Below are 26,193 nucleotides of genomic sequence, written 5' to 3' on the forward strand. Positions count from 1 at the left end.
TGATTCCGAAAAGTCAGGTTTTCCTCATGTGCGGTTCAGGGGACACTCACTAGGATGGTTGGTTGAGTCGGCGTTCTGCGTCGTCGCCCTGTCTACGACAAAGAAAGTCCCCCTCGTGAGTTTCCTGACCCGGCTGAGTCTGAAGAACCGCGCGCTCATCGCGCTCATCTCCGTCGTCGCCATCATCTTCGGCGTCATCGGTGCCGGTGCTCTCAAGCAAGAGCTCTTCCCGTCCCTCGACAACCCACAGGCCACGGTCACCGCCTCCTATGAGGGAGCCACCCCCGAGGCCGTCGAATCCGAAGTCACCGACCCCCTCGAAGGGGCGCTGACCGCACTGCCCGAGGTCGAGGACATGACCTCGACCTCCTCGGCGGGCAGTTCGCAGATCACCGTGAGCACGAAGTACGGCGACGACTCCGATGACGTCGTCCGTGCCCTGCAGCGCGCCGTCTCCCAGGTGCAGCCGACCCTGCCCGACGGGGTCGAACCGAACGTCATGATGATGGGCACCGATGATATTCCGGTGCTCGCCCTGTCCGTGACCTCGGATGCCGATGAAGACCAGCTGGCGGCGAATCTCGAAGACATCGTCGAACCGGAGCTGAAGAAGGTCGACGGCGTCTCCCAGGTCCAGATCGCCGGAGCGAAGACCAAACAGGTCGAAATCAGCATCCGCCGCGACGACCTCGAGGACGAAGGAGCCAACCTCGACGAGGTAGCCGGAATCCTCCAGTCCAACGGTGTGCCCACCTCAGCGGGTGAGCTCAAGGGCGACGACGGCACGGCCCCGGTCGAGGTCGGCACCCGCATCCGCTCGATCGATGCGATCAAAGACCTCGTCATCTCCGGCAAGGACGGACCGATCCAGGTCTCCGACGTCGCCGACGTCAAACTCGTCGATGAGCCCATCGAGTCGATCTCGCGCACCAACGGCGAACCCTCGCTGTCCGTGTCGGTGATGAAGGAATCCGACGCGAACACCGTCGACGTCTCACACGCGGTGGCCGACAAGCTGCCCGAACTCGAGAAGATGATGGGCGAGAACACGGAGTTCGTCTCCGCGTTCGACCAGGCGCCGTTCATCGAACAGTCCATCCACGACCTGCTCAACGAGGGTGGGCTGGGCCTGATCTTCGCGGTCCTCGTCATCCTCGTCTTCCTGCTGTCGGTGCGGGCGACGATCATCACCGCCATCTCCATCCCGCTCTCCCTCCTCATCGCCATGATCGGGCTGTGGATGGGCGGGGAGACCCTCAACATGCTCACCCTCGGTGCGCTGACGATCTCCGTCGGCCGCGTCGTCGACGACTCCATCGTCGTCATCGAGGCGATCCGCAGACGCCACGCCTCCGGTGGTGACAAATTCTCGAACATCCTCGCCGCCGTCTCCGAGGTGGCCGGTGCCATCACCGCATCGACCCTGACCACGGTGGCCGTGTTCCTGCCGCTGGCATTCGTGACCGGGCAGACCGGTGAGATGTTCCGGCCCTTCGCCCTGACCGCGACCATCGCCCTGCTCTCGTCCCTGTTCGTGGCACTGACGATCGTGCCCGTCCTCGCGTACTGGTTCCTGCGTCAGCGTGAAGCGAAGGTCAAGCTCACCCGTGCGGAGAAGGCGGAGATCCGTCGCAGCCGCAAGTCGATGCTGTCGCAGTGGCGGGCAGAGAAGAAGGAGGCGAAGAGGGCCGACAGGAAGCGCGACCTCGTCGCCGCCGGTGCCGAAGCCGAGGACACCGGTCCTCGCGACAGTGTCGAATCGTCTCAGGGGGCTGATGCCTCCGCACGAGCCGGTGCCACGACTCGTTCCGAAGCGACCGGAGTGGCCGCGGGCGGACCGCGCTACGGCGAATCCGAAGACGGAACGGAGGCCGTCGACGAGCTCGCCGGAATGCATTCTCCGGTGACGCGACTGCAGAAGACCTATATGCCGGCCATCGGGTTCTCGACGAAGCACCCGATCATCATGATCCTCATCGCCGTGCTCGTGCTCGCAGGCACCGGAGCGATGATCCCACAACTGAAGACCGAGCTCTTCGGCGACACCGGGCAGGACTCCCTGCAGATCTCGCAGACCTTCGACCCGGGCACCGACCTCGATGAGGCATCGGAGCAGGCGAAGAAGGTCGAGGACATCCTCGCGGATGAATCCGATGTCGACAACTACCAGCTGTCGCTCGGCGGCACGTCGTTCGGCTTCACCGACGATTCGTCGCTGACGGGCACCTATATCGTCAACACGAAGTCCGGAGTCTCGGCGCAGTCGATCTCCGCGGATCTGCAGAAGCAGTTCGACGACCTCAAGGGTGCCGGCGACGTCGAGGTGGCCAGCCAGAGCTCGACCCCGGGCGCGCAGACCATCGACGTCACACTCACGGCCACCGACCCCGAAGAACTCGAGGACGCGACGAACAAGGTCAGCGACAAGCTCGAGGGCGTATCCTCGGCACAGTCGGTGACGAGCGACACCGCCGCGGTCCAGCCCGTGATCGAAGTCAAGGTCGATCATGAGAAGGCCGCAGAGGAGAACCTCACCGAGGCGGCCATCGGCCAGTATGTGCAGCGTGCCATGCACGGTCAGCAGATCGGTGAGGTCGTCATCGACGATGTCTCGCACTCGGTGCTGCTCTTCGATCGCAATGCCGACACCGTGGAGAAGCTGCGCGAACTCAAGATCCCGGGCAAGCCGGAAGAGACGGCTTCCGCCGGAGGAGCCGGCGCAGATGCCGCAGGCGGCGCCGGTGGAGCAGCCGGAGGTGCCGGTGGCTCGGGTGATGCCGGAGCTGCCGGTGGCGCCGGGGGAGCTGGCGGCGCCGGTGCAGCCGATGGTGCTGGTGGTGCCGGTGGTGCGGCTGGTGGCGCGGCCGGTGGTGCCGGTGCGACAGGTGGCGATCCGAACGCGGGCGCGCCCGTGACCTCGGAGCCGCGCTTCATCGAACTCGATGAGGTCGCCGACGTCAAGGAGGTCAAGACCGCACCGACGATTCGCCACACGGATTCGCAGCGTTCGACCACCGTGTCCGTGACCCCGGAAGGCGATGACCTCGGAGCCGTGTCGACCGAGGTGCAGTCCGCCCTCGACGAGGTGGACCTGCCCGATACGGTGTCCGTCGACACCGGCGGTGCCACCGAGGAGCAGAACGAAGCGTTCTCGCAGCTGGGGCTGGCGATGCTCGCGGCGATCCTCATCGTGTTCGTCATCATGGTCGCCACGTTCAAGTCGCTGCTGCAGCCGCTGATCCTGCTGGTCTCGATTCCGTTCGCGGCCACGGGTTCGATTGCGCTCTCGCTCATCACCGACACCCCGCTGGGGCTGACGTCGATGATCGGTCTGCTCATGCTCATCGGCATCGTGGTGACGAATGCGATCGTGCTCATCGATCTCATCAACCACTTCCGAGTCCGCGGGGTCGACCTGCGTACGGCCATCGTCCACGGTACCAGGTTGCGTTACCGTCCGATCCTCATGACTGCGGCCGCCACGATCTTCGCTCTGCTGCCGATGGCCCTCGGGCTCACCGGCGGGGGAGTGTTCATCTCGAAGCCGCTGGCGATCGTCGTCATCGGTGGCCTGGTCAGCTCGACGCTTCTCACGCTCATCCTCGTGCCCGTGCTCTACCTGCTGCTCGAAGGAGTCAAGGAACGCCGGGCCGAGAAGAAGTACGTGAAGAACATGGCTCGCGGCGAGGTCCTCGATGCCGCCGAGGCACGGGCACATGAGAGGGAGACCGCCGCTGTGACAGCCGGTGCCGGGGCCGCTGCCGTCGGTTCCGACGACACCCGGGCGCAGGCAGAAGGGGAGGCCCCCACCGAGGCGACCGCACCGACCGCGGACTCGACGTCCGCGGATTCGGGCCGGGCCGCCTCGGCGTCGGACGAGTCGACGGACGCCGACCACCTCGGTGACCGCCGTGACGACGAACCGACCGGCAGCGACGGACAGGACACCGACGTGGAGCGAGGCGATGAGTCGGGAACGGACTTCACCCTGCGCAGCCAGCAGCCGCGTCGTGATGACGGGGACGGCGAACCCAAACACTGACCCGTCCCGGCTAGAGTTGAGTCCATGACGACCGAGCTCGAACCACAGGAGAGAAAGCGCCTGTGGTTCGAGCTCGGTCTCATTGCGGCCCTGTCCCTGGGGCAGGCATCCGTCTATGCGATCGTCCGTCTGGCAGACATCGCCACGCGCGGACCGATCAGCGACGCCCAGGCCAAGCTCAACACCTCGATCTCGCCCCGGCCGGCCTTCGACCTGATCTACCAGCTTCTCGACATCGGCTTCACCCTCGTGCCCGTCGCCCTCGCGATCTACCTGCTCAGTCGAGACCGACCGGCCCAGCCGCTGCCGATCAGGCTCGGAGTCGACGGTCACCGACTCCGTGACCTCGGCCACGGCGCCCTCATCTTCCTCGTGATCGGCATCGGCACCCTCGGGGTGTACGCGGGCGGCAGGGCACTGGGGATCACTGCCGAGATCCAGCCGTCCAACCTCGGCGATCATTGGTGGACGATTCCCGTGCTGCTGCTCTCGGCCGCGAAGAACGGAATCCTCGAAGAAGTGCTCATCTTCGGCTTCGGGGCGCTGCGACTGCGTCAGTTGGGCTTCGGGCCGTGGCCGCTCATCATCTCCCTGGCGATCTTCCGCGCCAGCTACCACCTCTACCAGGGCATCGGCCCGTTCATCGGCAACGTCGCCATGGGCATCATCTTCGGCTGGTACTTCCTGCGCAAGGGCAGACTCATGCCGCTGGTGTGGGCGCATGTCATCATCGACGCCGTCGGATTCCTCGCCCCGGGAGTGCTCGCCCTCGTCGACATCGGCTGAGTGCTGCAGGCGAGGTCGGGACAGGCGAACGGGACACTCATTCCTCCCTCCGGGTTCACCCCTGATTCACCGACGGGTAGTTCCAGGGCCGCTTGCCGGTGACAGTCTCGATCGGGTGAGTCCTTCCGGCTCCGCCCTCTGTACCGGGCGGGTCCCGGACTGGGAAGATACCCGATACAAGGAGAGAATCGATGCGAACCTTTCTGCCGATGGCCGACCATGTGCGTGGCAAGCGCAGCCCCGTCACGTGCGCACTGAAGTGCGACAACGCCTGCCTCAAGGCCACCTGCAACACATCGGCAAATGGGTATTTCCGCGATATCGTCAATGCGAAGCTCAGCCGTCGCGCGGTTCTCGGTGCCTCGGCTGCCGGTGCCTTGGCCATCGCAGTGACCACTGCACCCAGCCCGACCGCACGCTCTGCCGCCGCAGCCACCGCAGGCAGCCTGGCCTTCACCGCCATCGACCCGGTCCAGCACGAGGTCGACGAATTCGTCGTCCCCGAAGGCTACTCCTGGCATCCGATCGTCCGCTGGGGAGACCCCTTGTTCCCCGACTCCCCGAAATTCGACCCGGAGAATCAGAGCCCAGAGGCGCAGCGCCGCCAGTTCGGCTACAACAACGACTTCCTGTCCATCCAGATCGACCCCGACGACTCCAACCGGGCCGTGCTCTTCGCCAACCAGGAATACACGAACGACGCCATCATGTACCCCGAGGACATGGACGGAGCCGATCAGCGGGCGATCAGCCGTGAAGCCCACGGACTGACCGTTGCCGAACTCATCCGCACGGACGAGAAGTCGACGTGGACGATCGATGTCAACGGAAAGAAGAACCGCCGGTTCCTCATCGACACCGAGTACGAGTTCACCGGTCCCGCCGCCGGTTCCGATCTGCTGCGGACGAAGGACTACCCGAACGGTGACAAGGCGCAGGGCACTCTCGGCAACTGCTCGGGCGGGCTCACGCCCTGGGGCACTCTGGTGTCCGGTGAGGAGAACTTCAACTCGTACTTCAAGGCGCAGGGCACCTCGGCGGCCGATAAGCGCTACGGTCTCGACAGCGAAGACTCGGCCAACGGGTGGGAAGCCGATGTCGACCGATTCGATACGAACAAACCGGGCTACGCGAACGAAGCGAATCGGTTCGGCTGGATCGTCGAAGTCGACCCCTGGGACCCGAACTCCACCCCTCATAAGCACACGAACATGGGCCGCTTCAAACACGAAGGGGCGAACATCACGATCTCCGATTCGGGCCACGCCGTGGCCTATATGGGAGACGATGAGAAGTTCGACTACCTCTACAAGTTCGTCTCGAAGGACACCTACGTCGAGGGCGACCGCGAACACAACAAGACGCTGCTGACCGACGGCGACCTCTACGTCGCGAAGTTCACCGGCAACTCACCGAAGTCCGAGATCGACGGCAGCGGTGAGGTGCCCGCCGACGGCGAGTTCGACGGCAGCGGACAGTGGCTTCCGCTGGTCAAGGACGGCAAGTCGCAGGTGTCGGGATTCTCCGTCGAAGAGGTCCTCGTCAACACCCGTCTGGCCGCCGACAAGGTCGGGCCGACGAAGATGGACCGCTGCGAAGACGTCGAACCGAACCCGGTCAACGGCCGCATCTACGTCGCCTGCACGAACAACTCCGACCGCGGCACCGACGGGAAGGCCGCCGCAGATGAGGCCAATCCGCGCACGGAGAACCGCGACGGGCACATCGTCGAGATCACCGAGCGCTCCGGCGATCATACGGGCACCGAATTCGACTGGACGCTGCTGTTGGTCTGCGGAGACCCGAAGCAGGGCGACGCCACCTACTTCTCCGGCTTCCCCGCCGATCAGGTCTCACCGATCTCCTGCCCGGACAATGTCGCCTTCGATACCGCCGGAAACCTGTGGATCTCCACCGACGGTGCTCCCGACGGCATCGGCTACTGCGACGGGCTGTTCAAGGTCACGATCGACGGTGACCAGCGCGGTCGGGTCGAACAGTTCCTGTCCGTGCCTCGCGAAGCCGAGGTCTGCGGACCACTCGTCCACGACGAGTATGAGTCAGCTTTCGTTGCGGTCCAGCACCCAGGTGAGGACGGCTCCTATGCCGATCAGCACTCGCAGTTCCCCGACTATGTCGACGCGACCGATGTCGATAAGGGAGTGACCGCGATGCCGCGGCCCACGGTTGTGCAAGTCATCAAGGGCGACGGCGGATCGGCACCGGATCCGACTGAACCGCCGAAGGACCAGGACTCCGACGCCGACGGCACAGAGGAAGGGGCCAAGGACTCGGATGAGAACGGCAGCTCAGATGGTGCCGGAACGGGTGAGGACACCGATGCCAAGGGCGACAGGACCGGAACGGACGCCGACAGCTCCGGATCGACTGCCGGGTCGCAGGACGGCGCGAAGGATGCCGCGGCAGCTGGTGCGGCCGCGAGCGCCGGAAGCGACGGCGGCTCAGGTTCAGGCGGCTCCGGCGGCTCTGGTGCGGGCGGCGGTTCTTCGAACGGCGGTTCGGGTTCAGGTGGGTCCGGCTCAGGCGGGTCCGGTTCAGGTGGGTCCGGCTCTGACGGCGGTGAACTGCCGTGGACCGGTACTGACAGCACTCTGCCGCTGCTCGGCGGCGGAGCAGGTCTCCTCGCCGTCGGCGGTGCGATGGCGACGGCCGCTCATCTGCGTCGGAAGAACGCAGACGGGACGGAAAGCGAGCAGGACTCGCCGACGGAGTTCCAGGGCGACTGATGACTTCAGCACCATAAGCTGAAGAAGGCCAGAGGCGACACTGCCTCTGGCCTTCTTCGACTCCGCAGAGTATGCGGACTCTGATGTGCTCAGATGGTGACGGGGCCGTTCTCCGTGTTGAAGCTCACCGACATGATGCCCGGCGTCCCGTGTGGTGCGGACCAGTCGATGTTGATCTCAGAGATCGGCTTGGCATCCTGAGTGCCCAGCCAATCGCGCAGACGATCGCGATCCCCGGCGATCTGCAGGGTGTCGATGTCGACGCCCTCATTCGTCTTGTACGTCGACGGGTGCTGCGAGGAGTCGGCGGACCACTTGATGAAGAACGGCAGCTGGGGATCGGCGATGAGCCCCTTGACACCGATCTGCAGCCACCGAAGTTCCAAACCGGACTCCGGCGTGCGGTTTCCATCGACAGCCTTGCGCTCGAGGCGGGTTTCGACTGCGGTGAGATCGTCGACCGAGACGCACCAGCCCATCCAGCCGCCGCCGAGCTCGGAACGAGCCCGGACCGCCTGACCGAAGGGGGTCGAGAGAGCGGCCGGATGCTCCAAGGCTTCCACGACTTCGAGGTAATGGCCGTTCGCTAGGGGGAAGATGAGGTTTCTGGTGCCGAATCGAGGATGCACACCGCCGTCGTAGGGAGCCACTCCGAGCTTCTCCGCGATCCGCTCGGCGGTCGCACGATAGCCGTCAGGTTCACTGGCGTATGACACATGATCGAGTTTCATGACTCGACAATCGCATAACCTGGCTCACACTGCCCCTTAGGCTTACCTAAGAAATCGTGATGGTCGTCACGCTGCGGCCCCGGCCGGGGCCAAAACGAAACCGCCCGGATGGTCATCATCCGGGCGGTCGCAGACCAGCGCTGAGTTCTCAGCACAGTGAGAGGGGAGGGACTCAGTGGCCCTCGGCCTTGAAACGCTCGATCGAGGAGTTGATCTCGGCCTCGGCGGCTTCGCGGCCGGCCCAGCTCGAACCCTTGACGTACTTGCCGGGCTCGAGGTCCTTGTACCGGTTGAAGAAGTGTTCGATCGAGTCGAGCATGAACTGGTCCACATCCGAGATGTCGGTGTAGGAGTCCCAGCGGGGGTCACCAGCAGGCACGGCGAGGACCTTGTCATCGCCTCCGGCCTCGTCTTCCATCTGGAACATGCCGATGGGACGGATGTCGATGAGCACACCGGGGAACAGCGGCTCGGGCAGCAGCACGAGCACATCGAGAGGGTCGCCGTCGTTTCCGAGCGTGTCCTCGATATAGCCGTAGTCGGCGGGGTACTGCATCGAGGTGTAGAGGTAGCGATCGAGCTTGACCCGACCGGTCTCATGATCGACTTCGTACTTGTTGCGGGACCCCTGAGGGATCTCGATTGTGGCCAGCAGTTCCATAGTGCTCCTTCACGTTAGGGGTGCATCACTAGAATAGATGGTACAAGTCCCCGTCACCGCCCACCGACGGCGACCGCCTCACGGTCGTCGAGGAATGAGAGCCTGCGTTTGAACGACACCGATGCGCCGCAGAACCCGTCGGACTCCGGCTCCCCGCGCCGCGACCGCAGAGAGGCGACCTCGCGGCGGAAGAAGGGCGGGGCGATCACCGCCGGGATCATCGTCCTCGCCCTCGGTGCCTATGCCGCCGTCGACGCCTTTGACCTCGTGGCCGGCCTGCCCAGCGTGCTGACCACCGACCCCCAGGTCGAGGTCCAGACCGTGCCCACTCCGCAGGCCCACGCCCAGCAGGTGCCCGCCCCCGCCTCGGCGGTCGACGATTCCGCTCCTGTGCCCACACAGATCCCGAAGACGATCGACGCCGTGCTCAAGGATTCAAAGGTCAAGGGCTTCGGCCTCGAGGTCCGCGACGGGATCAGCGACGCCGTCCTCTACGCGAAGGACGAGACGAAGCCGCGCACTCCCGCCTCCGTGACGAAGGTGCTCACAGCGGCCGCCTCCCTGTCCGCGATCGGTGGGGAGACGCGCCTGGCGACGACGACGGACTTCGATGCGGACACGAACACCCTGACGCTCACCGGCGGCGGCGATGTGCTCCTGTCGGCCGGAGATTCGGACCCCGGTTCGGTCAACGGGCACGGAGGACTGCGGACCCTGGCCGAAGACACCGCGGCCGCACTGGAAGAGCAGAACGTCACCGAGGTGGCCCTCAACCTGGACACGAGCCGCTACGTCGGCGAGGACTTCGACTCCGGCTGGTCCCGGTCCGATATCGCCAAGGGCGTGATCACCCCGATCCAGCCGATCATGGTCGACACCGCCTACGTCGGGTCGAAGAACGCCGAATGGCGGGGCCGCAGCGAACACCCGGCCAAGGACGCGTTCTCGATCTTCGAAGAGGAGCTGAAGAAGACCGGGATCACCGTCACCGAGGCGACCGACCGGTCCGAATCCGAGACGCCGTCCGAGTCCGAGAACCCGAAGGAACTCGCCCGGGTGGAATCGGCGACGATCTCCGAGATCGTCGAATACGCGCTCGTGCACAGCGACAACGTCGTCGCCGAGATGCTCGGCAACGAGGTCGCCATCGCCCAGGGACAGGACGGCAGCCTCGAGAACGGTCCCAAGGCGGTCCTGGAGGCCCTCGGCGAATCGGTCGATCTCGGGCGCACCCACCTCGTCGACACCTCGGGGCTGTCCTATGACAACCGGATCGCCCCGCACGATCTCACGACCGTCCTGCAGGCCTCGGTCGTCGCCGATGACTCGCTGGCCGGGCTCGTCAGCTACTTCCCCGTCGGCGGACTGACCGGCACCCTGCACGACCGATTCCTCGACGAGAGGAACGCCTCAGGGGTGGTGCACGCGAAGACCGGAACTCTGTCGACCGTGACCTCCCTGGCCGGGGGAGTGCTCGACGCGGAAGGCCGCTACCTCGTATTCTCCATCCAGATCGACGACGTGGATAAGGACAAGATCTTGGAAGCCAGAAAGACCGTGGACGATATCGTCACAGCCCTCGCGAACTGCGGCTGCCGATGATCATCGACGAGAACTTCGCCGCCCGCACCGCCCGTGAGCTCGTCTCCGCGGCGAAGGTCCCCGAACCGGGTGTGCTCGACGGACTCGTCGAGGGGATGAAGGACAATGCGCTGACCGCCCAGGACCTCGTGCTCGACTCGTTTCTGCTGCCGCCGGAGCAGGCCGATGATGTGCGCGGCCGCCTCGCCGCCGGATCCGTGCTCGTCCTCGACCAGGTCAGCTGGGTCAAAGCCAACGCGCAGTCCGTCAATGGAATGCTCGACGAGGCGGCCCTGCCTGCCCCGGTCAGCCCCGCCACCGCGAAGGTCGGCGCCGTCGAGGTCGCCGGGGTGCTCTCACTCCTGTCGACTCGCGTGCTCGGCCAGTTCGACCCCTTCGCCGTGGAGACGGGACGGCTGATGTTCGTCGCCCCCGCCGTGCTCATCGCCGAGAGAGCCATGGACGTCGACCCGCGTGACTTCCGCATGTGGGTGGCCCTCCACGAAGCCACCCACCAAGTGCAGTTCGCGACCGCGCCGTGGCTGCGCGAACATATGCGCACCCTGCTCTCCGGGGCCGTGTCGACCCGACTGACGATGCCGGGAGTCGGCGGGATCGTCGACCTCTTCGCCACCCTCGGCCGCATCGTCAAGGGCGAGGCCAGCATCATCGACCTCATCCGTGACGAGAACATGCGCACCGCGCTCGACGAGGCGACCGCGGTCCTGTCCCTGCTCGAAGGCCACGCCGATGTCGTCATGGACGAAGTGGGCGCCGGTGTCATCCCGAGCGTGCGCCGGCTGCGGCGGAAGTTCGAGGCCCGTCGCGATGCCGCCCAAGGCGGGTTCCTCACCAATCTGCTCGGAATGGACCTCAAACTCGCGCAGTATCGCGACGGAGCGAAGTTCGTCCGTGCCGTCCGCCGCGAGGTCGGACAGAAGGGCTTCTCCCGCATCTATGCCGAACCCGCGAACCTGCCGCGCACAGCAGAGATCCACGAACCGCAGCTCTGGCTCGACCGTGCCCACGGCTGAGGGCCCGCGCAGCGCATCGTCGCCGAGGCGGCCGACCCTCGACCCGGCCAGCGCAGCCATCCGCAATGCCGTGCGAGCAGCGCTCGCCGTCGCAGGAACGTCTGTCCCGGGCCTCATCGTCGCAGTGTCCGGGGGAGCGGATTCGATGGCGCTGCTCCACGCGACTGCGTTCCTGCACCGTCGCGGTGAGATCCGTGCCCGTGCCGTCACCGTCGACCACGGTCTGCAGGCCGTCACCGCCGAGGTGGCCGACCGGGTCGCCGCCACCGCCGAATCCTGGGGCGTGCCCGCCGAGGTGGTGAGGGTGAGCATCGATGCCGGCGAGGAGGGCCTCGAGGCCGCGGCGCGCACCGCCCGCTATGCGGCCCTCGAAACCGCTCGGGCCGCGGCCGGAGCCGACTGGATTCTCACCGCCCATACCCGCAGCGACCAGGCAGAGACCGTGCTGCTCGGCCTCATGCGCGGATCGGGCACCCGGTCCCTGGCCGGGATGAGCCCGCTGGCCGGTCGCCTCATGCGTCCCCTGCTCGGCCTCGACCGAGACCAGACCGAAGCGTCCTGTCAGGCACAGAGCATCGAGATCTGGAACGACCCGATGAACGCCGACACCGCGTTCACCCGCGTCCGGGCCCGGCAGCTGCTGGCCGGACTCGAAGCGGAACTCGGCCAGCCGATCACCGCGAACCTCGCCCGCACCGCCGACCTCTGCCGAGCCGACGCCGATTTCATCGATGCCCACGCCGAGGCGGCAGGGCAGACGATCCGCGGAGCCGCCTCGGTGCCGGTGGAGGTCTTCACCGCACTCGACGATGCCGTGCTCAGCCGAGTCGTGCGCGACTGGGTGATCTCACTCGGCGTGCCCGGACAGAACCTCGGAGCGGTGCGGGTCGCCGAACTCTGCGCCCTCATCCGTGACCGCAGGCGCGGTCGACTGTCCCTGCCCGGGGACACGGAAGTCGTCGTCTCCGCCGGGCGGGCCGTGTTCCAGCCGGCCGCGAAGGCCCGCTGAGACTCAGCTCAGCCGCGGCCCGCCTGCCAGTTCGCCGCCGGAGGCGATGAGTCGACCGCTCTTGAACACATCTCTGTCCCGTGGGCAGTCCATGATCGCCGAGGTGACCGTGTCGGCGTCGACGAGCACGAAGTCGGCGGGAGCGCCCACCGCCAGACCGAACCGGGAATCGTCGACCAGCGCCGAACCGTCGGGACGAGCACCGGCCATGACCTGCGCTCCTCCACGTGAGGCGATGTCGAGACAGCCTTCGATATCTGCGTCTGCACGGAACCCGTTCGTGAACGCCAGCTGCCAGGTCCGGCGCAGCAGATCGCCGTCACCATAGGGACTCCAATAGTCCCGCTGACCGTCCTCGCCGAGCCCCAGAGCCATTCGGCGCTCACGGATGAGTCCCTGCGGCAGCGCACCCTTGGCCGGGGCAACCGTCGTCAGGGCCACTCCCGCCTCGGCGAGGACATCGAGGATCCGAGCGACCTCGGGTTCCGGGTTCGTATTGAGTGCGAAGGCATGGGAGACCGTGACCTGCCCGGCCATACCCGCGGCTCGAGTACGCGCAGCGATCTCCTCGAGCGTGAAGAGTCCCGCAGTGCCCGCTTCGTGGAGGTGGATGTCGATGCCCCTGCCGTGCTTCTCAGCCAGTCCGAAGACGACATCGAGGTGGGAGACCGGATCCCGGTCGTAGAGCAGCGGATCGAGTCCGCCGACGAGGTCCGCGCCGTCGCTCAGAGCTGCATCGAGCAGCTCTTCGACGCCTTGCTCGTGCACGATTCCGGCCTGCGGGAAGGCGACGATCTGGAAGTCGAGGACATCGGCATGAGCCTCGAGCGCGGCCCTGACCCCGTGGAAGCGCTCGAGACCGCAGTCGGCATCGACCTGTGCGTGTGAGCGGATGCGCGTGCCTCCGGACGCGATGATCTTCGCAATTGCGTACGCGGCCTGATCGGCGACGCTGCGCTCGCCGTGGCGCCAGTTCTCGCGATCGTTCATGATGTACCCGTGCAGAGTGCCGTCGGCGGTGTGCGGACGGAACGTCTGGCCCATCCGATTCGAGTCCAGATGAGCGTGGACATCGCCGAGGCCAGGCAGCAGGATCCGCCCTGCCCCGTCGATGACCTCGGTCCCGGTCGCCGGTGGCGCGGAATCGGGGGCGGCATCCTCGGCGGGGGAGAGACGAGAGAACCGTCCCTCGGTGATCTCGACGTCGACGGCGGGAGCATCGGGGGTGCGTGGGAACAGGCGCACATTCTTCACAACGATCATGTGCTCAGCCTACGACCGTCAAAAGGTATACCATCGGAAGCTGTGCCCGTCTGCGTGCCTCTATGGGGCCGCGGCCCGCGCGCACGACGACTGCAGCGGTCTGAAAGGATGAGGCCATGACGACTTCGCCCGTGCAGGGATTCCGACGCAGCCGCGGCCTCGACGTTCTGGCCCTGGCCTGCCTCGTCCTCATCGCCGCCTCGCTGCGCCCAGCTGCCTCCTCCCTGGGGCCTGTGCTCTCCGAAGTCAGCGACGGATTCTCCCTGGCCGAATGGCAGACCGGTCTGCTCACGGCTCTGCCGGGACTCGTGTTCGCCATCTGCGGCATCATCGCCGTGCCCCTGCTCAAGCGCCTCGGTCTGTTCTCAGCTCTGGCCCTGAGCGCCGCCCTCATCGTGGCAGGCATCGGTCTGCGCGCCATCGTCACCGAATGGGTGGCCTTCGCTCTGCTCACGGTCCTCGCCCTGGCCGGAATGTCGATCGGCAACGTCATCCTGCCCGTCTACGTCAAGTCCCGCTTCCCGCACCGGCCCACCCTGGGCGCGACGACGTTCACGGTCTCGCTCGGTCTCGGATCGATGCTGCCCTCGCTGCTGACTGCACCCCTGGCCGAACAGTTCGGCGGGTGGCGCTTCGGTCTCGGCTTCTGGCTGGTCCTGCCCTTGTCCGCGCTCATCACCTGGACGGTGCTGCGGTCGCTGAAGTCCGTGCCCGTCCTCTCCGGACAGGCCGCGGAGCCCGGTGGGCAGCAGGAGGAGGCGCCGCCTCGGCGAGCGGTCTTCACCTCGCCCAAGGCGCGGTATATGGCCATGTTCTTCGGCCTCCAGTCGGCCAATGCCTATCTCCAGTTCGGATGGCTGCCGCAGATCTACCGCGACGCCGGACTCGACCCCTTCCTCGCCGGGATCATGCTCACGATCGTCACCTTCGGCGGTCTGCCCGGCGGATTCCTCGCCCCGCAGATCATCGTCCGGGGCATCGCCCCGCGCGCCTTCCTCGTCTCCTTCGGGGCCAGCGCCGTCGCCGGCTATACCGGACTGCTGCTCAGCCCGGTCAGCTTCCCCTGGCTGTGGGCGGCTCTGCTCGGATACGGCGGATTCGCGTTCCCCGCCGCGCTGGCGCTCATCACCTCCCGCACTCGCGAGGTCTCCGTCACCGCCTCGACCTCGGCGTTCGTCCAGTCCTCGGGCTATGTGCTCGCCGCACTGTGTCCCCTGGCCGTGGGCGGACTGCTCGGCGTCAGCGGCGGCTGGCAGGTGCCGCTGTGGTTCATGGTCATCATCTCCGCGCTCATGGCGATCACCGGTTGGCTGTCGGCCGGTCCGGGGACCGTCGACGACGAACTGGCGCCGACATCCGGGCCCACTGGCACCGGTGAGGCAAAGTGACCCATAATGGAAGCTCCAGGACCCGCATCTGAGGAGAATCGACACTCGTGGACATCAACGATCTCGGCAATGACATCGAAAAAGTACTCGTCTCGGAAGAGCAGATAGCCGCACGACTCGTTGAACTGGCCGCCGCCATCGATGCAGACTACAAAGACAAGGACATCCTCCTCGTCGGCGTCCTCAAAGGCGCCGTCATGGTCATGGCCGACCTCGCCCGCGCCCTGCACTCACCGGTGACGATGGACTGGATGGCCGTGTCCTCCTACGGTTCGGGCACCAAGTCCTCCGGCGTCGTGCGGATCCTCAAGGACCTCGACACCGACCTCACCGATCGCCACGTCCTCATCGTCGAAGACATCATCGACTCCGGCCTCACTCTGTCCTGGCTGGTCCAGAACCTGCGCACCCGCGGAGCTGCCACCGTCGAGATCTGCACCATGCTGCGCAAACCCGAAGCCGTCAAGGTCGACATCGACGTCAAGTACGTCGGCTTCGACGTGCCCAACGAATTCGTCATCGGCTACGGCCTCGACTATGCGGAGAAGTACCGCAATGTGCCGTTCGTGGCGACCCTGGCTCAGCACGTCTACAGCTGAGTCCGCTGGCACCGCTTTTTACGCCCGCGGCGAACCCGGGCCGAGTCCGGGGCCTGTGACGGAATAGATTCGGCACGCATTCGGGCTATAGGGGTGCGAAGTACTAGGCTGTGGGGGATGTTCCCAGGCAGCCTCGGTAGCCTGAAACGGTTGCCCACATCTTTTTCCTGAGAGGACTTATGGCCGAGTCGAACAAACGTCGCCCCCTGCTGAACAAGGCGACGAAGGGCCCATTGGTCTGGATCGTCCTGGCGCTGCTCGTCGTATCGATCGGTGCTCTGCTGTTCAGCCAGTCCGGGTTCAGCCAGATCGACACCGAACAGGGTCTGCAGCTGCTGGAGGACGACAAGGTCGAACAGGCCAAGATCGTCGACAAGGACCAGCGCGTCGACCTCACTCTCAAGGACGACTACAAGGTCGACGGCAAGGACTTCGGCAAGAAGGTCCAGTTCTTCTACGTCGAACAGCGCGGAGAGCAGGTCGTCAAGGCCGTCGACTCCGCCGGCCCGGACAAGGGCTTCACCGACGAGGTGCCCAAGCAGAGCTGGCTGATGTCGCTGCTGGGCACGCTCATCCCGTTCGTCATCATCTTCGTCGTCTTCTGGTTCCTCATCTCGCAGATGTCGGGCGGGAAGATGATGAACTTCGGCAAGTCGAAGGCGAAGCTCGTCAACAAGGAGAACCCGGACGTCACCTTCAAGGACGTCGCCGGAGTCGACGAGGCACTCGAAGAGCTCGAAGAGATCAAGGAGTTCCTCGCCGAACCCGAGAAGTTCAAGGCAGTGGGAGCGAAGATCCCCAAGGGCGTGCTCCTCTACGGTCAGCCCGGTACGGGCAAGACCCTGCTGGCCAAAGCCGTCGCCGGTGAGGCCGGAGTCCCGTTCTACTCGATCTCCGGTTCCGACTTCGTCGAGATGTACGTCGGCGTCGGTGCCTCCCGAGTTCGTGACCTGTTCGAACAGGCGAAGTCGAACGCCCCCTGCATCATCTTCATCGACGAGATCGACGCCGTCGGCCGCCAGCGCGGCGCCGGAATGGGCGGCGGACACGACGAGCGCGAACAGACGCTCAACCAGCTGCTCGTCGAGATGGACGGATTCGACGTCAAGACGAACGTCATCCTCATCGCCGCGACCAACCGTCCCGACGTCCTCGATCCGGCGCTGCTGCGTCCCGGTCGCTTCGACCGGCAGATCCCCGTCGAAGCCCCTGATATGAAGGGCCGCAAGCACATCCTCGAGGTCCACGCCGCCGACAAGCCGCTGGCCGACGAGGTCGACCTCGGGCAGGTGGCGAAGCGGACCCCCGGATTCTCCGGTGCGGACCTGGCCAATGTCCTCAACGAGGCGGCCCTGCTCACCGCACGTGAGAATGCGAAGGTCATCGACAACCGGATCCTCGATGAGGCCATCGACCGTGTCATCGCCGGCCCGCAGAAGCGGACCCGACTGATGAACGACAAGGAACGCCTCGTCACCGCCTACCACGAGGGCGGGCACGCACTGGTCGCCGCGGCCATGAACCAGACCGACCCGGTGACGAAGGTGACGATCCTCCCGCGCGGACGCGCACTGGGCTACACGATGGTGCTGCCCAGCGAGGACAAGTACTCGACGACCCGCAACGAGCTGCTCGACCAGCTCGCCTACGCCATGGGCGGGCGCGTGGCCGAGGAGATCGTCTTCCACGACCCGACCACCGGCGCCAGCAACGACATCGAGAAGGCGACGAACATCGCCAGGAAGATGGTCACCCAGTACGGAATGAGCGAGAAACTCGGCATGGTCAAGATCGGCGACGACCAGTCCGAACCCTTCGCCGGCCGCGGCTACGGCGGCGGCGACGAATACGGGGATTCGACCCTGTCCTCGATCGATCGCGAGGTCCGCGGTCTCATCGACTCCGCGCACGCCGACGCCTACTGGGCGCTGACGCACAACCGCGATGTGCTCGACAACCTCGCCTACCAGCTGCTCGAACGCGAAACGCTGGACCAGGCCGCCCTCGAGGAGATCTTCGCCCCCGTCGTCAAACGCGCCACCCGCGAAGTGTGGCTGGCCCACGACGATCGCCCCGTGTCCGAACGCGGCCCCATCGTTCCGCCCGCACCGCAAAGCGAACGCAGCGACGGTGAAGGATCGACCGGCGCCGAGGTGGACACCACCGACATCCCCGGAGCCGGACCCACGGGCGTCAGCGGACCCCACGTCCCGCACAACCCGCCGGGACCCGAGAACCCGACCGGCCCGACGGGCGGCCCCACCGGGGGACCGACCGGAGGACCAGGCACTAGCGGTCCGGGAACCGGGGGACCGGCGACGAATGACACGAACGAAGACAGAGGGAACAACGACTGATGGCCGATATCGAAGAGGTCTCCGCCGGTCTCGGCCCCGCCCCCGCAGGGCAGGACAACAAGGTCGACCAGGAGCGCATCGCCGCTGCCGTGCGTGAGATCCTCATCGCCGTCGGCGAAGACCCCGACCGGGAAGGACTGGTCGAGACCCCGCACCGAGTGGCTCGAGCCTATGAGGAGATCTTCGCGGGACTCCACCGCGACCCGGCCGAAGTCCTCGGCGTCACCTTCGACATCAGCCACGAGGAACTCGTCCTCGTCCGCGATATCGACCTCTATTCGACCTGCGAACACCACCTCGTGCCCTTCCACGGAGTCGCCCATATCGGCTACATCCCGAGCAAGAACGGCAAGGTCACGGGACTGTCGAAACTGGCCCGCCTCGTCGAGATCTATGCTCGGCGCCCCCAGGTGCAGGAACGCCTGACCTCACAGATCGCCGACGCGCTCGTCGACCATCTGGAACCGCAAGGCGTCATCGTCGTCGTCGAAGCCGAACACCTGTGCATGACCATGCGCGGAGTGCGCAAACCCGGAGCCTCGACGATCACCTCGGCCGTGCGCGGGCAGCTGCGCGAAAGCGCCTCCCGAGCAGAAGCGATGAGTCTCATCCTCGGTCGCTGAGGCAGAACACGGATCACACAGCGATGGACGAAACAGCCGCTAAGACGACGCAGATCATGGGCGTCCTCAACGTCACCCCCGACTCCTTCTCCGACGGCGGACTGTGGTTCGACCAGGACCGGGCCGTCGCCCACGGAATCGAACTCATGGCCGCCGGTGCCGACATCATCGACGTCGGAGGCGAATCGACGCGTCCGGGATCGGCCCGCGTCGACGAAGCCGAAGAGCTGCGCCGAGTCGTCCCCGTCGTCCGTGAGCTCGCCGCAGCCGGAGCTGTCATCAGCGTCGACACGATGCGTGCCCGCGTCGCCGCAGAATCCCTGACAGCCGGGGCGCACATCATCAACGACGTCTCCGCCGGACAGTCGGACCCCACCATGCTCAGCGTCGCCGCCGAGTCCGGAGCCCCCATCGTGCTCATGCACTGGCGCGGCTACCTCGATCAGGCTTCGGCGACGTTCCACTACGACGATGTCGTCGCCGAGGTGATCTCCGAGCTGCGCACCCGCATCGACGAAGCCATCGACGTCGGCGTCGAACCTGCGAATATCATCGTCGACCCCGGCCTCGGGTTCTCGAAGAACGCCGAACACAACTGGCAGCTGCTCTCCGCTCTCGACGAATTCGCCGTCCTCGACCACCGACTCCTCGTCGCCGCCAGCCGGAAGCGCTTCATCGCCTCCCTGCTCAGCCCCGACGACCCGAAACAGGCCGAACAGGCGGCGAAGGATCAGGCCACGGCCACGATCTCCGCGATCTCCGCACAGGCCGGTGCCTGGGCGGTCCGCGTCCACGATCCGGCCACCTCGGCGGTCGCCTGCAAGGTCATCGCCGCGGTCAGGGAACACTCCGCAGCAGCGGCACACCCGGCAGCGGACTCCGGGGCTGAGGGAGCCGGACGATGACCGGCGCCGAGGCGGCCCCCGACCGCATCGAACTGCGCGGACTGACGGTGCGCGGCAACCACGGCGTCTTCGACTTCGAGAAGCGCGAGGGCCAGGACTTCATCATCGACGTCACCCTCCACACCTCCGTCGCACGTGCCGCGGCCACCGACGACCTCGCCGAGACGATCCACTACGGCGAACTCGCCGAAGACGTCGCCGGAATCGTCGAGAACAACACCTTCGACCTCATCGAAACGCTGGCCGAACGCATCGCCGACCACTGCCTGAGCCTGTGCGAGCACGTCGAGGTCGTCGTCCACAAACCCTCGGCACCGATCCAACGGACCTTCGACGATGTGCGCATCCGAGTCGAACGCAGACGCGTCGACTCTGCCGCCGCCTCGGTGAGGGAGCCTGCAAGGGCCGCGGACGCGCCGCGCGGTTCGGGCGACACGGCCGAGGGCGAGACCGAAGCGTATCTCAATCTCGGGGCGAACCTCGGCGATGCCGCGGACACCCTCGACCAAGCGGTGGCCGCCCTCGACCGGCATCCGGACATCACCGTCACCCGCCGGTCCTCACTCTTCCGCACCGCCCCCTGGGGCGGAGTCGACCAAGCCGACTTCCTCAACCTCGGAGTGCTCGTGACGACCACATTGTCGGCTCTCGAACTGCTCTCGGTGGCACAGGGCATCGAAGTCGCCTGCGGGCGGACGCGCGAACTCAGGTGGGGACCCCGCACCCTCGACATCGACCTCATCCGCTTCGGAGACGAGGACGGGGAGCAGCACAGCCGGACCCCGCGACTGACGCTGCCGCACCCGCACGCTCACGAACGCGCCTTCGTCCTCGCACCATGGGCGGAACTGGTCGGAGACACACTCATCGACACCCCACAGGGGCGCCGCCCCATCAGCGCGGTCCTGGCCGAACTCGACGACCAGGACATCGCTCGGATCACCTCTGGATAACCGCTCGCGATCTGAGAGACTGGGAACCATGCAGAGAACCTCCTCGTCCACCCTCGCCGTCTGGGCCGTGATCGGCACGGTTCTCGCGATCGTGGTCGACGTGGTGCTCGAAAGCCAGGGGTTCTCACTGCCGGGACTGCCGTGGTTCGCCGTCATCGGCATGCTCGTCCTCGCAGCCATCCTGTTCCTGCTCGGCTGGCCCATCAAGAAATGGAACGACGGTGACCGGACGAAGGAGATCGACCCGATCCAAGCGGCGAGAGTGGCGATCATGGCCAAGGCCAGCGCCCTGACCGGGGCCGGACTCTCCGGCTGGTATCTTGGCAACGCCGGCTACTACTTCCTGTCGGCGCCCGGGATCCGCAATGATCTGGCCGCAGGTATGCTTGTCGCAATGATCTCTGCCGCAGTGCTCATGATCGTCGGTATGATCGTCGAGGGATTCTGCGAGATCCCACCCCAAGACCCGCCGGGAGCTGAAACAGCATGAACCGCGACCTCTCCTTCTCCATCGGAGCCGATGTGCCCTTCAACAGGGTGAGTCCGAAGTACGGGCTGAAAGAGGTTCTGGCCTCACTGACGCTGCTCGTTCCGATGCTCATCGCCGGGCTGGTCTTCGCGATCATCTTCAACTCCGAGGTGCCCTGGTTGCACCTCATCTGGATCGCTGTCGTCGTCTACGGCATCATCTCGACGATCGTCATCCTCCGTCAGGCTCGCGCCATCGGCTATGCCGAACGGGAGGACGACCTGCTCGTCCGTCGCGGCATCATGTTCCACCGCGCCACCGTCGTGCCCTACGGCCGACTCCAGTTCGTCGACGTCGACGCCGGCCCCATCGACCGCATGTTCGGTCTGGCCACCGTCAAACTCCACACCGCGTCGGCAGCCACCGACGCGACGATCCCCGGACTGCCCCGCGCCGAAGCCGATCGCCTGCGCGACAGCCTCGCCGGCCTCGGCCAGGCCAATCTCGCCGGGCTGTGACCATGAGCGACGCATCTTCACCCGGAATCCCGAACCCCGGCACCGAGGCGGCCGCACCGGAGGTCTGGCACCGCGTCCATCCGCTGACGCCGATCCTCGAGAGCCTCGCTGTCCTCGTCGGTATCTTCATCGCCGCGGCCTACGGTCTGCAGAACTTCTTCCAGAGCGCCGTCGAAGACCTCGCCTCCGGCCGGTCCGTCAACCTCACCTTCGCCGAATGGCTGGGCGCCCACCCGCTGGTGATCCTCGCCGTCGTCGGCGGAATCATTCTGATCCTGGTCCTCACCGCCTTCTTCAGCTGGCTGGCGTGGCGAGTCATGGGGTATCGGGTCGACGCCGAGGCGATCTACTACCGTCGGGGGCTGCTGTCGAAGAAGCTGCGCAAGGCCCGTCTGGACCGCGTCCAGTCGATCGACCTGCAGCAGAAGCTGCTGCCGCGCATGCTCGGCATGGCCGAACTCGTCTTCGATGTCGCCGGCGGCACTGACTCGAACATCTCCCTGAAGTACCTGTCGAAGAAACGTGCCGAAGAGCTGCGCGATGAACTTCTCGCCGCGGTGAAAGCGAAGAAGAATGCATCCGCGACGTCTGCGACGTCCGTCACTGCAGAGCCCGGAGTCGCAGCCGACCACGGTGGGGCCGAGCCCGATACAGGGGCCGGCAGCGGCGCAGGAGCCGGTGCAGCACGCTTCGGGGCCGGAGACCACGGCAACCCGGGCCCAGGTCCGGATGGAGAACAGCCGGGCATCGACCGCTCAGTGCCCGAACGCAGCGCCGACAGCATCGGAGTGCGACTGAGCAAACGCCTGGGCGTCCTGGCCGACGATGTCTCCCAGGAAGCGGAACGAAGCCTCAATGACCTGCTGGCTCCGTACAACCTCTCGGCCGATGTCGGCGAAGAGGGGGAGATCATCCGAGTGCCCGCCCATCGGGTCATCGTGTCCTCCCTGCTCAGCACGGGAACGCTGATCTCCGTCGGAGTGATCGTCGCCCTCGTCCTCATTGCCGTCGTGTTCCTACTCGTCGGGATCGAGGAGGCCTTCCTCCCGATCCTCATCGGTGGACTGCCCGGCATCTTCGCCGCGTTCGCCGGGTTCAAGAAGAACCTCGACAATGCCAACTTCGTCGTCCGCATCAGCGAAGACGGGCTGGCCGTCAGCCATGGACTCTTCTCCACGTCCCGCAAAGTCATCCCGCTCGACCGGCTCCAGGCCGTCTGCCTCCACCAGCCGCTGCTATGGCGCTGGGCCGGCTGGTGGAGAGCCGAATACAACATCGCCAGCGATGGCGGAAAGAGTGACGAGAATCTGCTCCTGCCGGTCGGCGATATCGACCAGGCACTGCTCATGGTGGGCCTCGCTCTGCCCGACCCGCAGCTGCCCGAAGGCATCTCAGCCGACGGCCTCGTCCGGTCGGCCATGTATGACAGGAAGTCCTCACACCCCGACGCAGCGGCGGCCGAGGAGCTGTTCCACGCGCAGCCGCGGTCCTCACGGATCCTCGACCCCCTCGTCTGGAGACGACGGGCCTATGCCCTCACCGATTCCCTGCTCGTGCTGCGCCTGGGAGTCCTCGATCGCCGGGTCGACTTCGTGCCCCATGTCAGAGTCCAGTCCCTGCGCTACTACCAAGGGCCGCTGATGAGGTCGCTGAAACTGGGCAGCGTGGCCGTGCACTCGACCGCCGGACCCATCACCCCGCTCGTGAAGCATCAGGACGTCGAAGCTGCCAAACGCTTCTTCACCGAACATGCCGAACGTACTCGGATCGCCCGCCAACGCTTCGACGCCGCCGCGAAGTCGGCACACACCGGCCCCATCGAGACCTACGAGGAAGACAACGGATGAGCCAGGACGACGCACCACGGCTGGGCATCGGAATCATCGGCTGCGGCCGAGTCGGAGCCAGCATCGGTGCCGCCTGGAGGCAGGCCGGTCACGCGATCATCGGAGTCAGCGCCACTTCGACGGCCAACCTCGAACGTGCCGAGGACATGCTGCCCGGAGTGCCGGTCCTCGACCCCGACGCGATCACCGAACGCGCCGAACTCGTGCTCATCGCCGTCCCCGACGACGAGATCGCACCACTGGTGACCGGACTGGCGAACCTCGGCCGCATCCATGCCGGGCAGATCCTCGTGCACTGCTCCGGCCGATACGGAACGGACGTCCTCGAGGCCGGGACCCGCCTCGGCGCTCTGCCCATCGCTCTGCACCCATCCCTGACATTCACCGGCACCGAGGTCGATCTCAGCCGTCTGCGGCAGGCGACGATCGCGGTCACCGCGCCCGCCCCGATCCGTCCGGTGGGCGAGGCCCTCGTCGTCGAACTCGGTGCCGAACCGATCGACATCGCCGAGGCGGACCGTCCTCTCTACCACGCGGCGATCACCCACGCGTCGAACCATTCGATCACGATCCTCGCCGAGGCCATGGAGCTGCTCGACGAGGCGGGCGTCGCCGATCCGTCGGCCGTCCTCCACGCCCTCGTCGACGCCAGCGTCGCCAATACCATGCAGAACGGACCGAAGGCGCTGACCGGACCGATCAGCCGTGGTGATGTCGGAACCATCGAAGCGCACCTGGCGGCACTGAGCGAGTTCAGCCTCAGCCGATCGAACCCGGCCGTGCGCAACAGCTACATCGCACTCGCCCGATCGACGGCCGCGAAAGCACTGGCGATGGGACGGATCACAGAAGCTCAGGCACAGCAGATCCTGAGCGCTCTGGACTGACCGCCGAATTCCCCCGTGCGGCCCGTCCACGGTAGCCTTGAAGCATGGCGAATACCGACTCGAAGACACCTGAGAACGCAGACCTTTCACCCGAACACCTCGATCCGGAACAGATCCGGATTCGAAAGGACAAGCGCCAGCGTCTCCTCGACGACGGAACCGATGCCTACCCGGTGACGGTGCCCCGCACCCACAGCCTCGCCGAGGTCCACGCCGCCCACGACGGACTCGAGGCGGGGGAGGAGACCGAGGCTGTCGTCGGCGTCATCGGCCGAGTCGTCTTCGTCCGCACCACCGGCAAACTCTGCTTCGTCACACTGCAGTCCGGTGACGGCACCCGTCTGCAGGGCATGCTCTCGCTGCGTGAAGTCGGCCAGGAGCGCCTGGACGACTTCAAGACCGACGTCGACCTCGGCGACTTCCTGTTCCTGCACGGAAAGGTCATCAAGTCCAAGCGCGGTGAGCTCTCCGTCCTCGCGGACTCCTGGACCATGGCGTCGAAGGCCCTCCGCCCGCTGCCCGGACTGCACACCGAACTCGCCGAGGACACCCGCGTCCGCCAGCGCTACCTCGACCTCATCACCCGCGAGCAGGCTCGGGAGACGATGCTCACCCGCGCGAAGGTGATGTCGTCGCTGCGGAAGACCTTCGCGGACCAGGACTTCGTCGAGATCGAGACGCCGATGCTGCAGACCATGCACGGCGGTGCCTCGGCACGCCCGTTCAAGACGCATATGAACGCCTACGACATCGACATGTACCTGCGCATCGCCCCGGAGCTGTTTCTCAAGCGGGCAGTCGTCGGCGGAATCGAGAACGTCTTCGAGATCAACCGCAACTTCCGCAACGAGGGTGCTGACTCCACTCACTCCCCGGAATTCGCGATGCTCGAGGCCTATCAGTCCTTCGGCGATTACCATTCGATCGCCGATCTCACGAAGACCCTCATCCAGAACGCCGCCCAGGAAGCCACTGGATCGCTCGTCGTCACTCTCGACGACGGCACGGACTACGACTTCGGCGGAGACTGGCCGGTCGTGAGCATGTACGACTCCCTGTCCGAGCTGTCCGGCGTCGAGGTGACCCCGGAGACCGGACTGGACGTCCTCGACAAGATCGCCGCCGACAACGGCGTCGACATGGGCGGAGTCTTCCGCTCACACGGAAAGTACGTCGAAGAGCTGTGGGAGCACTTCTACCAGGACAAGCTCTGGGCTCCGACCTTCGTCACCGACTTCCCGGTCGACACCTCACCTCTGGTGCGTGAGCACCGGACGAAGAAGGGCGTCGTGGAGAAGTGGGATCTGTATGTGCGCGGCTTCGAGCTGGCCACCGGCTATTCGGAGCTCGTCGACCCGGTCATCCAGCGTCAGCGTTTCGAGGCTCAGGCCGCGGACGCCGCCCGCGGTGACGATGAGGCGATGGGCCTCGACGAGGACTTCCTCATGGCGATGGAGCACGGAATGCCGCCGACCGGCGGAATGGGCATGGGACTCGACCGTCTGCTCATGGCGCTGACCGGTTTGGGAATTCGTGAAACCATTCTGTTCCCATTCACCAAGCCTTTGGCTTCTTCGCAGGAGGACTCGGCTCAGGAAGGCTGATCTAATATGTTGGATATCCTCAAAGCGCTGCTCCCGTCGATCTGTGTGGGATTGCTGTTCTGGTATGTGTTCCGGAATATCGTCCGCGCAGATCGCAATGAACGCGAACAGGTAGATAAATACTATTCAGAGATTGACGTTAGCGAAGTCGACGATAATCCCCGAACGGATGTTAAGATGACAGCGACA

Annotated in this window: 20 protein-coding genes; 17 read left to right on the forward strand and 3 right to left on the reverse strand. The window is 65.8% G+C overall.

All coding sequences use genetic code 11. The features are described from left to right. Nucleotides 1–115: 115 nt before the first annotated feature. From AC3CD9_RS01605 to AC3CD9_RS01615, 3 genes are all read left to right on the forward strand, one after another. Nucleotides 116–4,042: an efflux RND transporter permease subunit gene (locus AC3CD9_RS01605; RefSeq protein WP_488366010.1), complete on the forward strand. Its 3,927-nt coding sequence runs from the start codon at nt 116–118 to the stop codon at nt 4,040–4,042. 24 nt (nt 4,043–4,066) lie between these two features. Beyond that, on the forward strand, nt 4,067–4,828 hold the full coding sequence (locus AC3CD9_RS01610; protein ID WP_488366011.1) for a CPBP family intramembrane glutamic endopeptidase: 762 nt from the start codon (nt 4,067–4,069) through the stop codon (nt 4,826–4,828). Nucleotides 4,829–5,019: 191 nt separating this feature from the next. Beyond that, the gene (locus AC3CD9_RS01615; RefSeq protein ID WP_488366012.1) at nt 5,020–7,575 is read left to right on the forward strand and encodes a PhoX family protein; all 2,556 of its coding nucleotides are present in this window, start codon (nt 5,020–5,022) and stop codon (nt 7,573–7,575) included. A gap of 89 nt (nt 7,576–7,664) precedes the next feature. Here the strand turns inward: AC3CD9_RS01615 and AC3CD9_RS01620 are convergent, their stop codons facing one another. Continuing rightward, nucleotides 7,665–8,306, reverse strand: coding sequence for a VOC family protein (locus AC3CD9_RS01620; RefSeq protein WP_101545790.1), 642 nt, complete (start codon nt 8,304–8,306; stop codon nt 7,665–7,667). A 172-nt stretch (nt 8,307–8,478) separates the two neighbouring features. Next, nucleotides 8,479–8,967, reverse strand: coding sequence for an inorganic diphosphatase (locus tag AC3CD9_RS01625; protein WP_488366013.1), 489 nt, complete (start codon nt 8,965–8,967; stop codon nt 8,479–8,481). A 108-nt stretch (nt 8,968–9,075) separates the two neighbouring features. Here AC3CD9_RS01625 and dacB point away from each other — a divergent pair, with 108 nt between their 5' ends. From dacB to tilS, 3 genes are read left to right on the forward strand one after another with little or no spacing between them, the layout of a single operon-like run. After that, nucleotides 9,076–10,569, forward strand: a complete 1,494-nt coding sequence (dacB, locus tag AC3CD9_RS01630; RefSeq protein WP_488366014.1) for a D-alanyl-D-alanine carboxypeptidase/D-alanyl-D-alanine endopeptidase — start codon at nt 9,076–9,078, stop codon at nt 10,567–10,569. Next, complete coding sequence (locus AC3CD9_RS01635; RefSeq protein ID WP_488366015.1) at nt 10,566–11,582, forward strand: zinc-dependent metalloprotease; 1,017 nt, start codon at nt 10,566–10,568, stop codon at nt 11,580–11,582. Before dacB ends, AC3CD9_RS01635 begins: the two co-directional genes overlap by 4 nt. Beyond that, nucleotides 11,569–12,591 carry a tRNA lysidine(34) synthetase TilS gene (gene tilS / locus AC3CD9_RS01640; RefSeq protein WP_488366016.1) on the forward strand — a complete coding sequence of 341 codons (1,023 nt, stop codon included), beginning with the start codon at nt 11,569–11,571 and terminating at the stop codon, nt 12,589–12,591. Before AC3CD9_RS01635 ends, tilS begins: the two co-directional genes overlap by 14 nt. A gap of 3 nt (nt 12,592–12,594) precedes the next feature. Here the strand turns inward: tilS and AC3CD9_RS01645 are convergent, their stop codons facing one another. Continuing rightward, on the reverse strand, nt 12,595–13,854 hold the full coding sequence (locus AC3CD9_RS01645; protein WP_488366017.1) for an amidohydrolase family protein: 1,260 nt from the start codon (nt 13,852–13,854) through the stop codon (nt 12,595–12,597). 116 nt (nt 13,855–13,970) lie between these two features. Between AC3CD9_RS01645 and AC3CD9_RS01650 the strand changes: the two genes are divergently transcribed. From AC3CD9_RS01650 to lysS, 11 genes are all read left to right on the forward strand, one after another. Beyond that, entirely contained in the window at nt 13,971–15,242 is a 1,272-nt protein-coding gene (locus tag AC3CD9_RS01650; protein WP_488366018.1) for an MFS transporter, read from the forward strand. 47 nt (nt 15,243–15,289) lie between these two features. After that, nucleotides 15,290–15,841: a hypoxanthine phosphoribosyltransferase gene (gene hpt / locus AC3CD9_RS01655; protein WP_139468656.1), complete on the forward strand. Its 552-nt coding sequence runs from the start codon at nt 15,290–15,292 to the stop codon at nt 15,839–15,841. Nucleotides 15,842–16,020: 179 nt separating this feature from the next. After that, a complete protein-coding gene (gene ftsH, locus AC3CD9_RS01660; RefSeq protein WP_488366019.1) occupies nt 16,021–18,198 on the forward strand; it encodes an ATP-dependent zinc metalloprotease FtsH in 2,178 nt (725 codons plus the stop codon). Then, nucleotides 18,198–18,821 (forward strand): GTP cyclohydrolase I FolE, encoded by a 624-nt coding sequence (folE, locus tag AC3CD9_RS01665; RefSeq protein ID WP_139468654.1) that lies wholly within the window; start codon nt 18,198–18,200, stop codon nt 18,819–18,821. The genes ftsH and folE overlap by 1 nt, the downstream gene beginning before the upstream one ends. Before the next feature lie 23 nt (nt 18,822–18,844). Next, nucleotides 18,845–19,726 carry a dihydropteroate synthase gene (gene folP, locus AC3CD9_RS01670; RefSeq protein ID WP_488366020.1) on the forward strand — a complete coding sequence of 294 codons (882 nt, stop codon included), beginning with the start codon at nt 18,845–18,847 and terminating at the stop codon, nt 19,724–19,726. Further along, complete coding sequence (gene folK, locus AC3CD9_RS01675) at nt 19,723–20,679, forward strand: 2-amino-4-hydroxy-6-hydroxymethyldihydropteridine diphosphokinase (RefSeq protein ID WP_488366021.1); 957 nt, start codon at nt 19,723–19,725, stop codon at nt 20,677–20,679. The genes folP and folK overlap by 4 nt, the downstream gene beginning before the upstream one ends. Nucleotides 20,680–20,707: 28 nt before the next feature. Next, nucleotides 20,708–21,169 (forward strand): DUF3180 domain-containing protein, encoded by a 462-nt coding sequence (locus tag AC3CD9_RS01680; RefSeq protein WP_173157091.1) that lies wholly within the window; start codon nt 20,708–20,710, stop codon nt 21,167–21,169. Next, nucleotides 21,166–21,666: a PH domain-containing protein gene (locus AC3CD9_RS01685; RefSeq protein WP_488366023.1), complete on the forward strand. Its 501-nt coding sequence runs from the start codon at nt 21,166–21,168 to the stop codon at nt 21,664–21,666. The genes AC3CD9_RS01680 and AC3CD9_RS01685 overlap by 4 nt, the downstream gene beginning before the upstream one ends. A 2-nt stretch (nt 21,667–21,668) precedes the next feature. Next, nucleotides 21,669–23,513 carry a PH domain-containing protein gene (locus AC3CD9_RS01690; RefSeq protein WP_488366024.1) on the forward strand — a complete coding sequence of 615 codons (1,845 nt, stop codon included), beginning with the start codon at nt 21,669–21,671 and terminating at the stop codon, nt 23,511–23,513. After that, nucleotides 23,510–24,400: a Rossmann-like and DUF2520 domain-containing protein gene (locus tag AC3CD9_RS01695; protein ID WP_488366025.1), complete on the forward strand. Its 891-nt coding sequence runs from the start codon at nt 23,510–23,512 to the stop codon at nt 24,398–24,400. The genes AC3CD9_RS01690 and AC3CD9_RS01695 overlap by 4 nt, the downstream gene beginning before the upstream one ends. 44 nt (nt 24,401–24,444) lie before the next feature. Next, nucleotides 24,445–26,004 (forward strand): lysine--tRNA ligase, encoded by a 1,560-nt coding sequence (gene lysS / locus AC3CD9_RS01700; RefSeq protein WP_488366026.1) that lies wholly within the window; start codon nt 24,445–24,447, stop codon nt 26,002–26,004. Nucleotides 26,005–26,193 lie beyond the last annotated feature (189 nt).

This window comes from Brevibacterium sp. MGP-B1 (genome assembly GCF_057766545.1).

Coding starts and splice junctions, on each gene's coding strand:
- AC3CD9_RS01610 (WP_488366011.1), top strand. CDS start 4,067: ATGACGACCGAGCTCGAACCACAGGAGAGAAAGCGCCTGTGGTTCGAG.
- AC3CD9_RS01615 (WP_488366012.1), top strand. CDS start 5,020: ATGCGAACCTTTCTGCCGATGGCCGACCATGTGCGTGGCAAGCGCAGC.
- AC3CD9_RS01620 (WP_101545790.1), bottom strand. CDS start 8,306: ATGAAACTCGATCATGTGTCATACGCCAGTGAACCTGACGGCTATCGT.
- AC3CD9_RS01625 (WP_488366013.1), bottom strand. CDS start 8,967: ATGGAACTGCTGGCCACAATCGAGATCCCTCAGGGGTCCCGCAACAAG.
- AC3CD9_RS01635 (WP_488366015.1), top strand. CDS start 10,566: ATGATCATCGACGAGAACTTCGCCGCCCGCACCGCCCGTGAGCTCGTC.
- AC3CD9_RS01645 (WP_488366017.1), bottom strand. CDS start 13,854: ATGATCGTTGTGAAGAATGTGCGCCTGTTCCCACGCACCCCCGATGCT.
- AC3CD9_RS01650 (WP_488366018.1), top strand. CDS start 13,971: ATGACGACTTCGCCCGTGCAGGGATTCCGACGCAGCCGCGGCCTCGAC.
- ftsH (WP_488366019.1), top strand. CDS start 16,021: ATGGCCGAGTCGAACAAACGTCGCCCCCTGCTGAACAAGGCGACGAAG.
- folE (WP_139468654.1), top strand. CDS start 18,198: ATGGCCGATATCGAAGAGGTCTCCGCCGGTCTCGGCCCCGCCCCCGCA.
- folP (WP_488366020.1), top strand. CDS start 18,845: ATGGACGAAACAGCCGCTAAGACGACGCAGATCATGGGCGTCCTCAAC.
- folK (WP_488366021.1), top strand. CDS start 19,723: ATGACCGGCGCCGAGGCGGCCCCCGACCGCATCGAACTGCGCGGACTG.
- AC3CD9_RS01680 (WP_173157091.1), top strand. CDS start 20,708: ATGCAGAGAACCTCCTCGTCCACCCTCGCCGTCTGGGCCGTGATCGGC.
- AC3CD9_RS01685 (WP_488366023.1), top strand. CDS start 21,166: ATGAACCGCGACCTCTCCTTCTCCATCGGAGCCGATGTGCCCTTCAAC.
- AC3CD9_RS01690 (WP_488366024.1), top strand. CDS start 21,669: ATGAGCGACGCATCTTCACCCGGAATCCCGAACCCCGGCACCGAGGCG.
- AC3CD9_RS01695 (WP_488366025.1), top strand. CDS start 23,510: ATGAGCCAGGACGACGCACCACGGCTGGGCATCGGAATCATCGGCTGC.
- lysS (WP_488366026.1), top strand. CDS start 24,445: ATGGCGAATACCGACTCGAAGACACCTGAGAACGCAGACCTTTCACCC.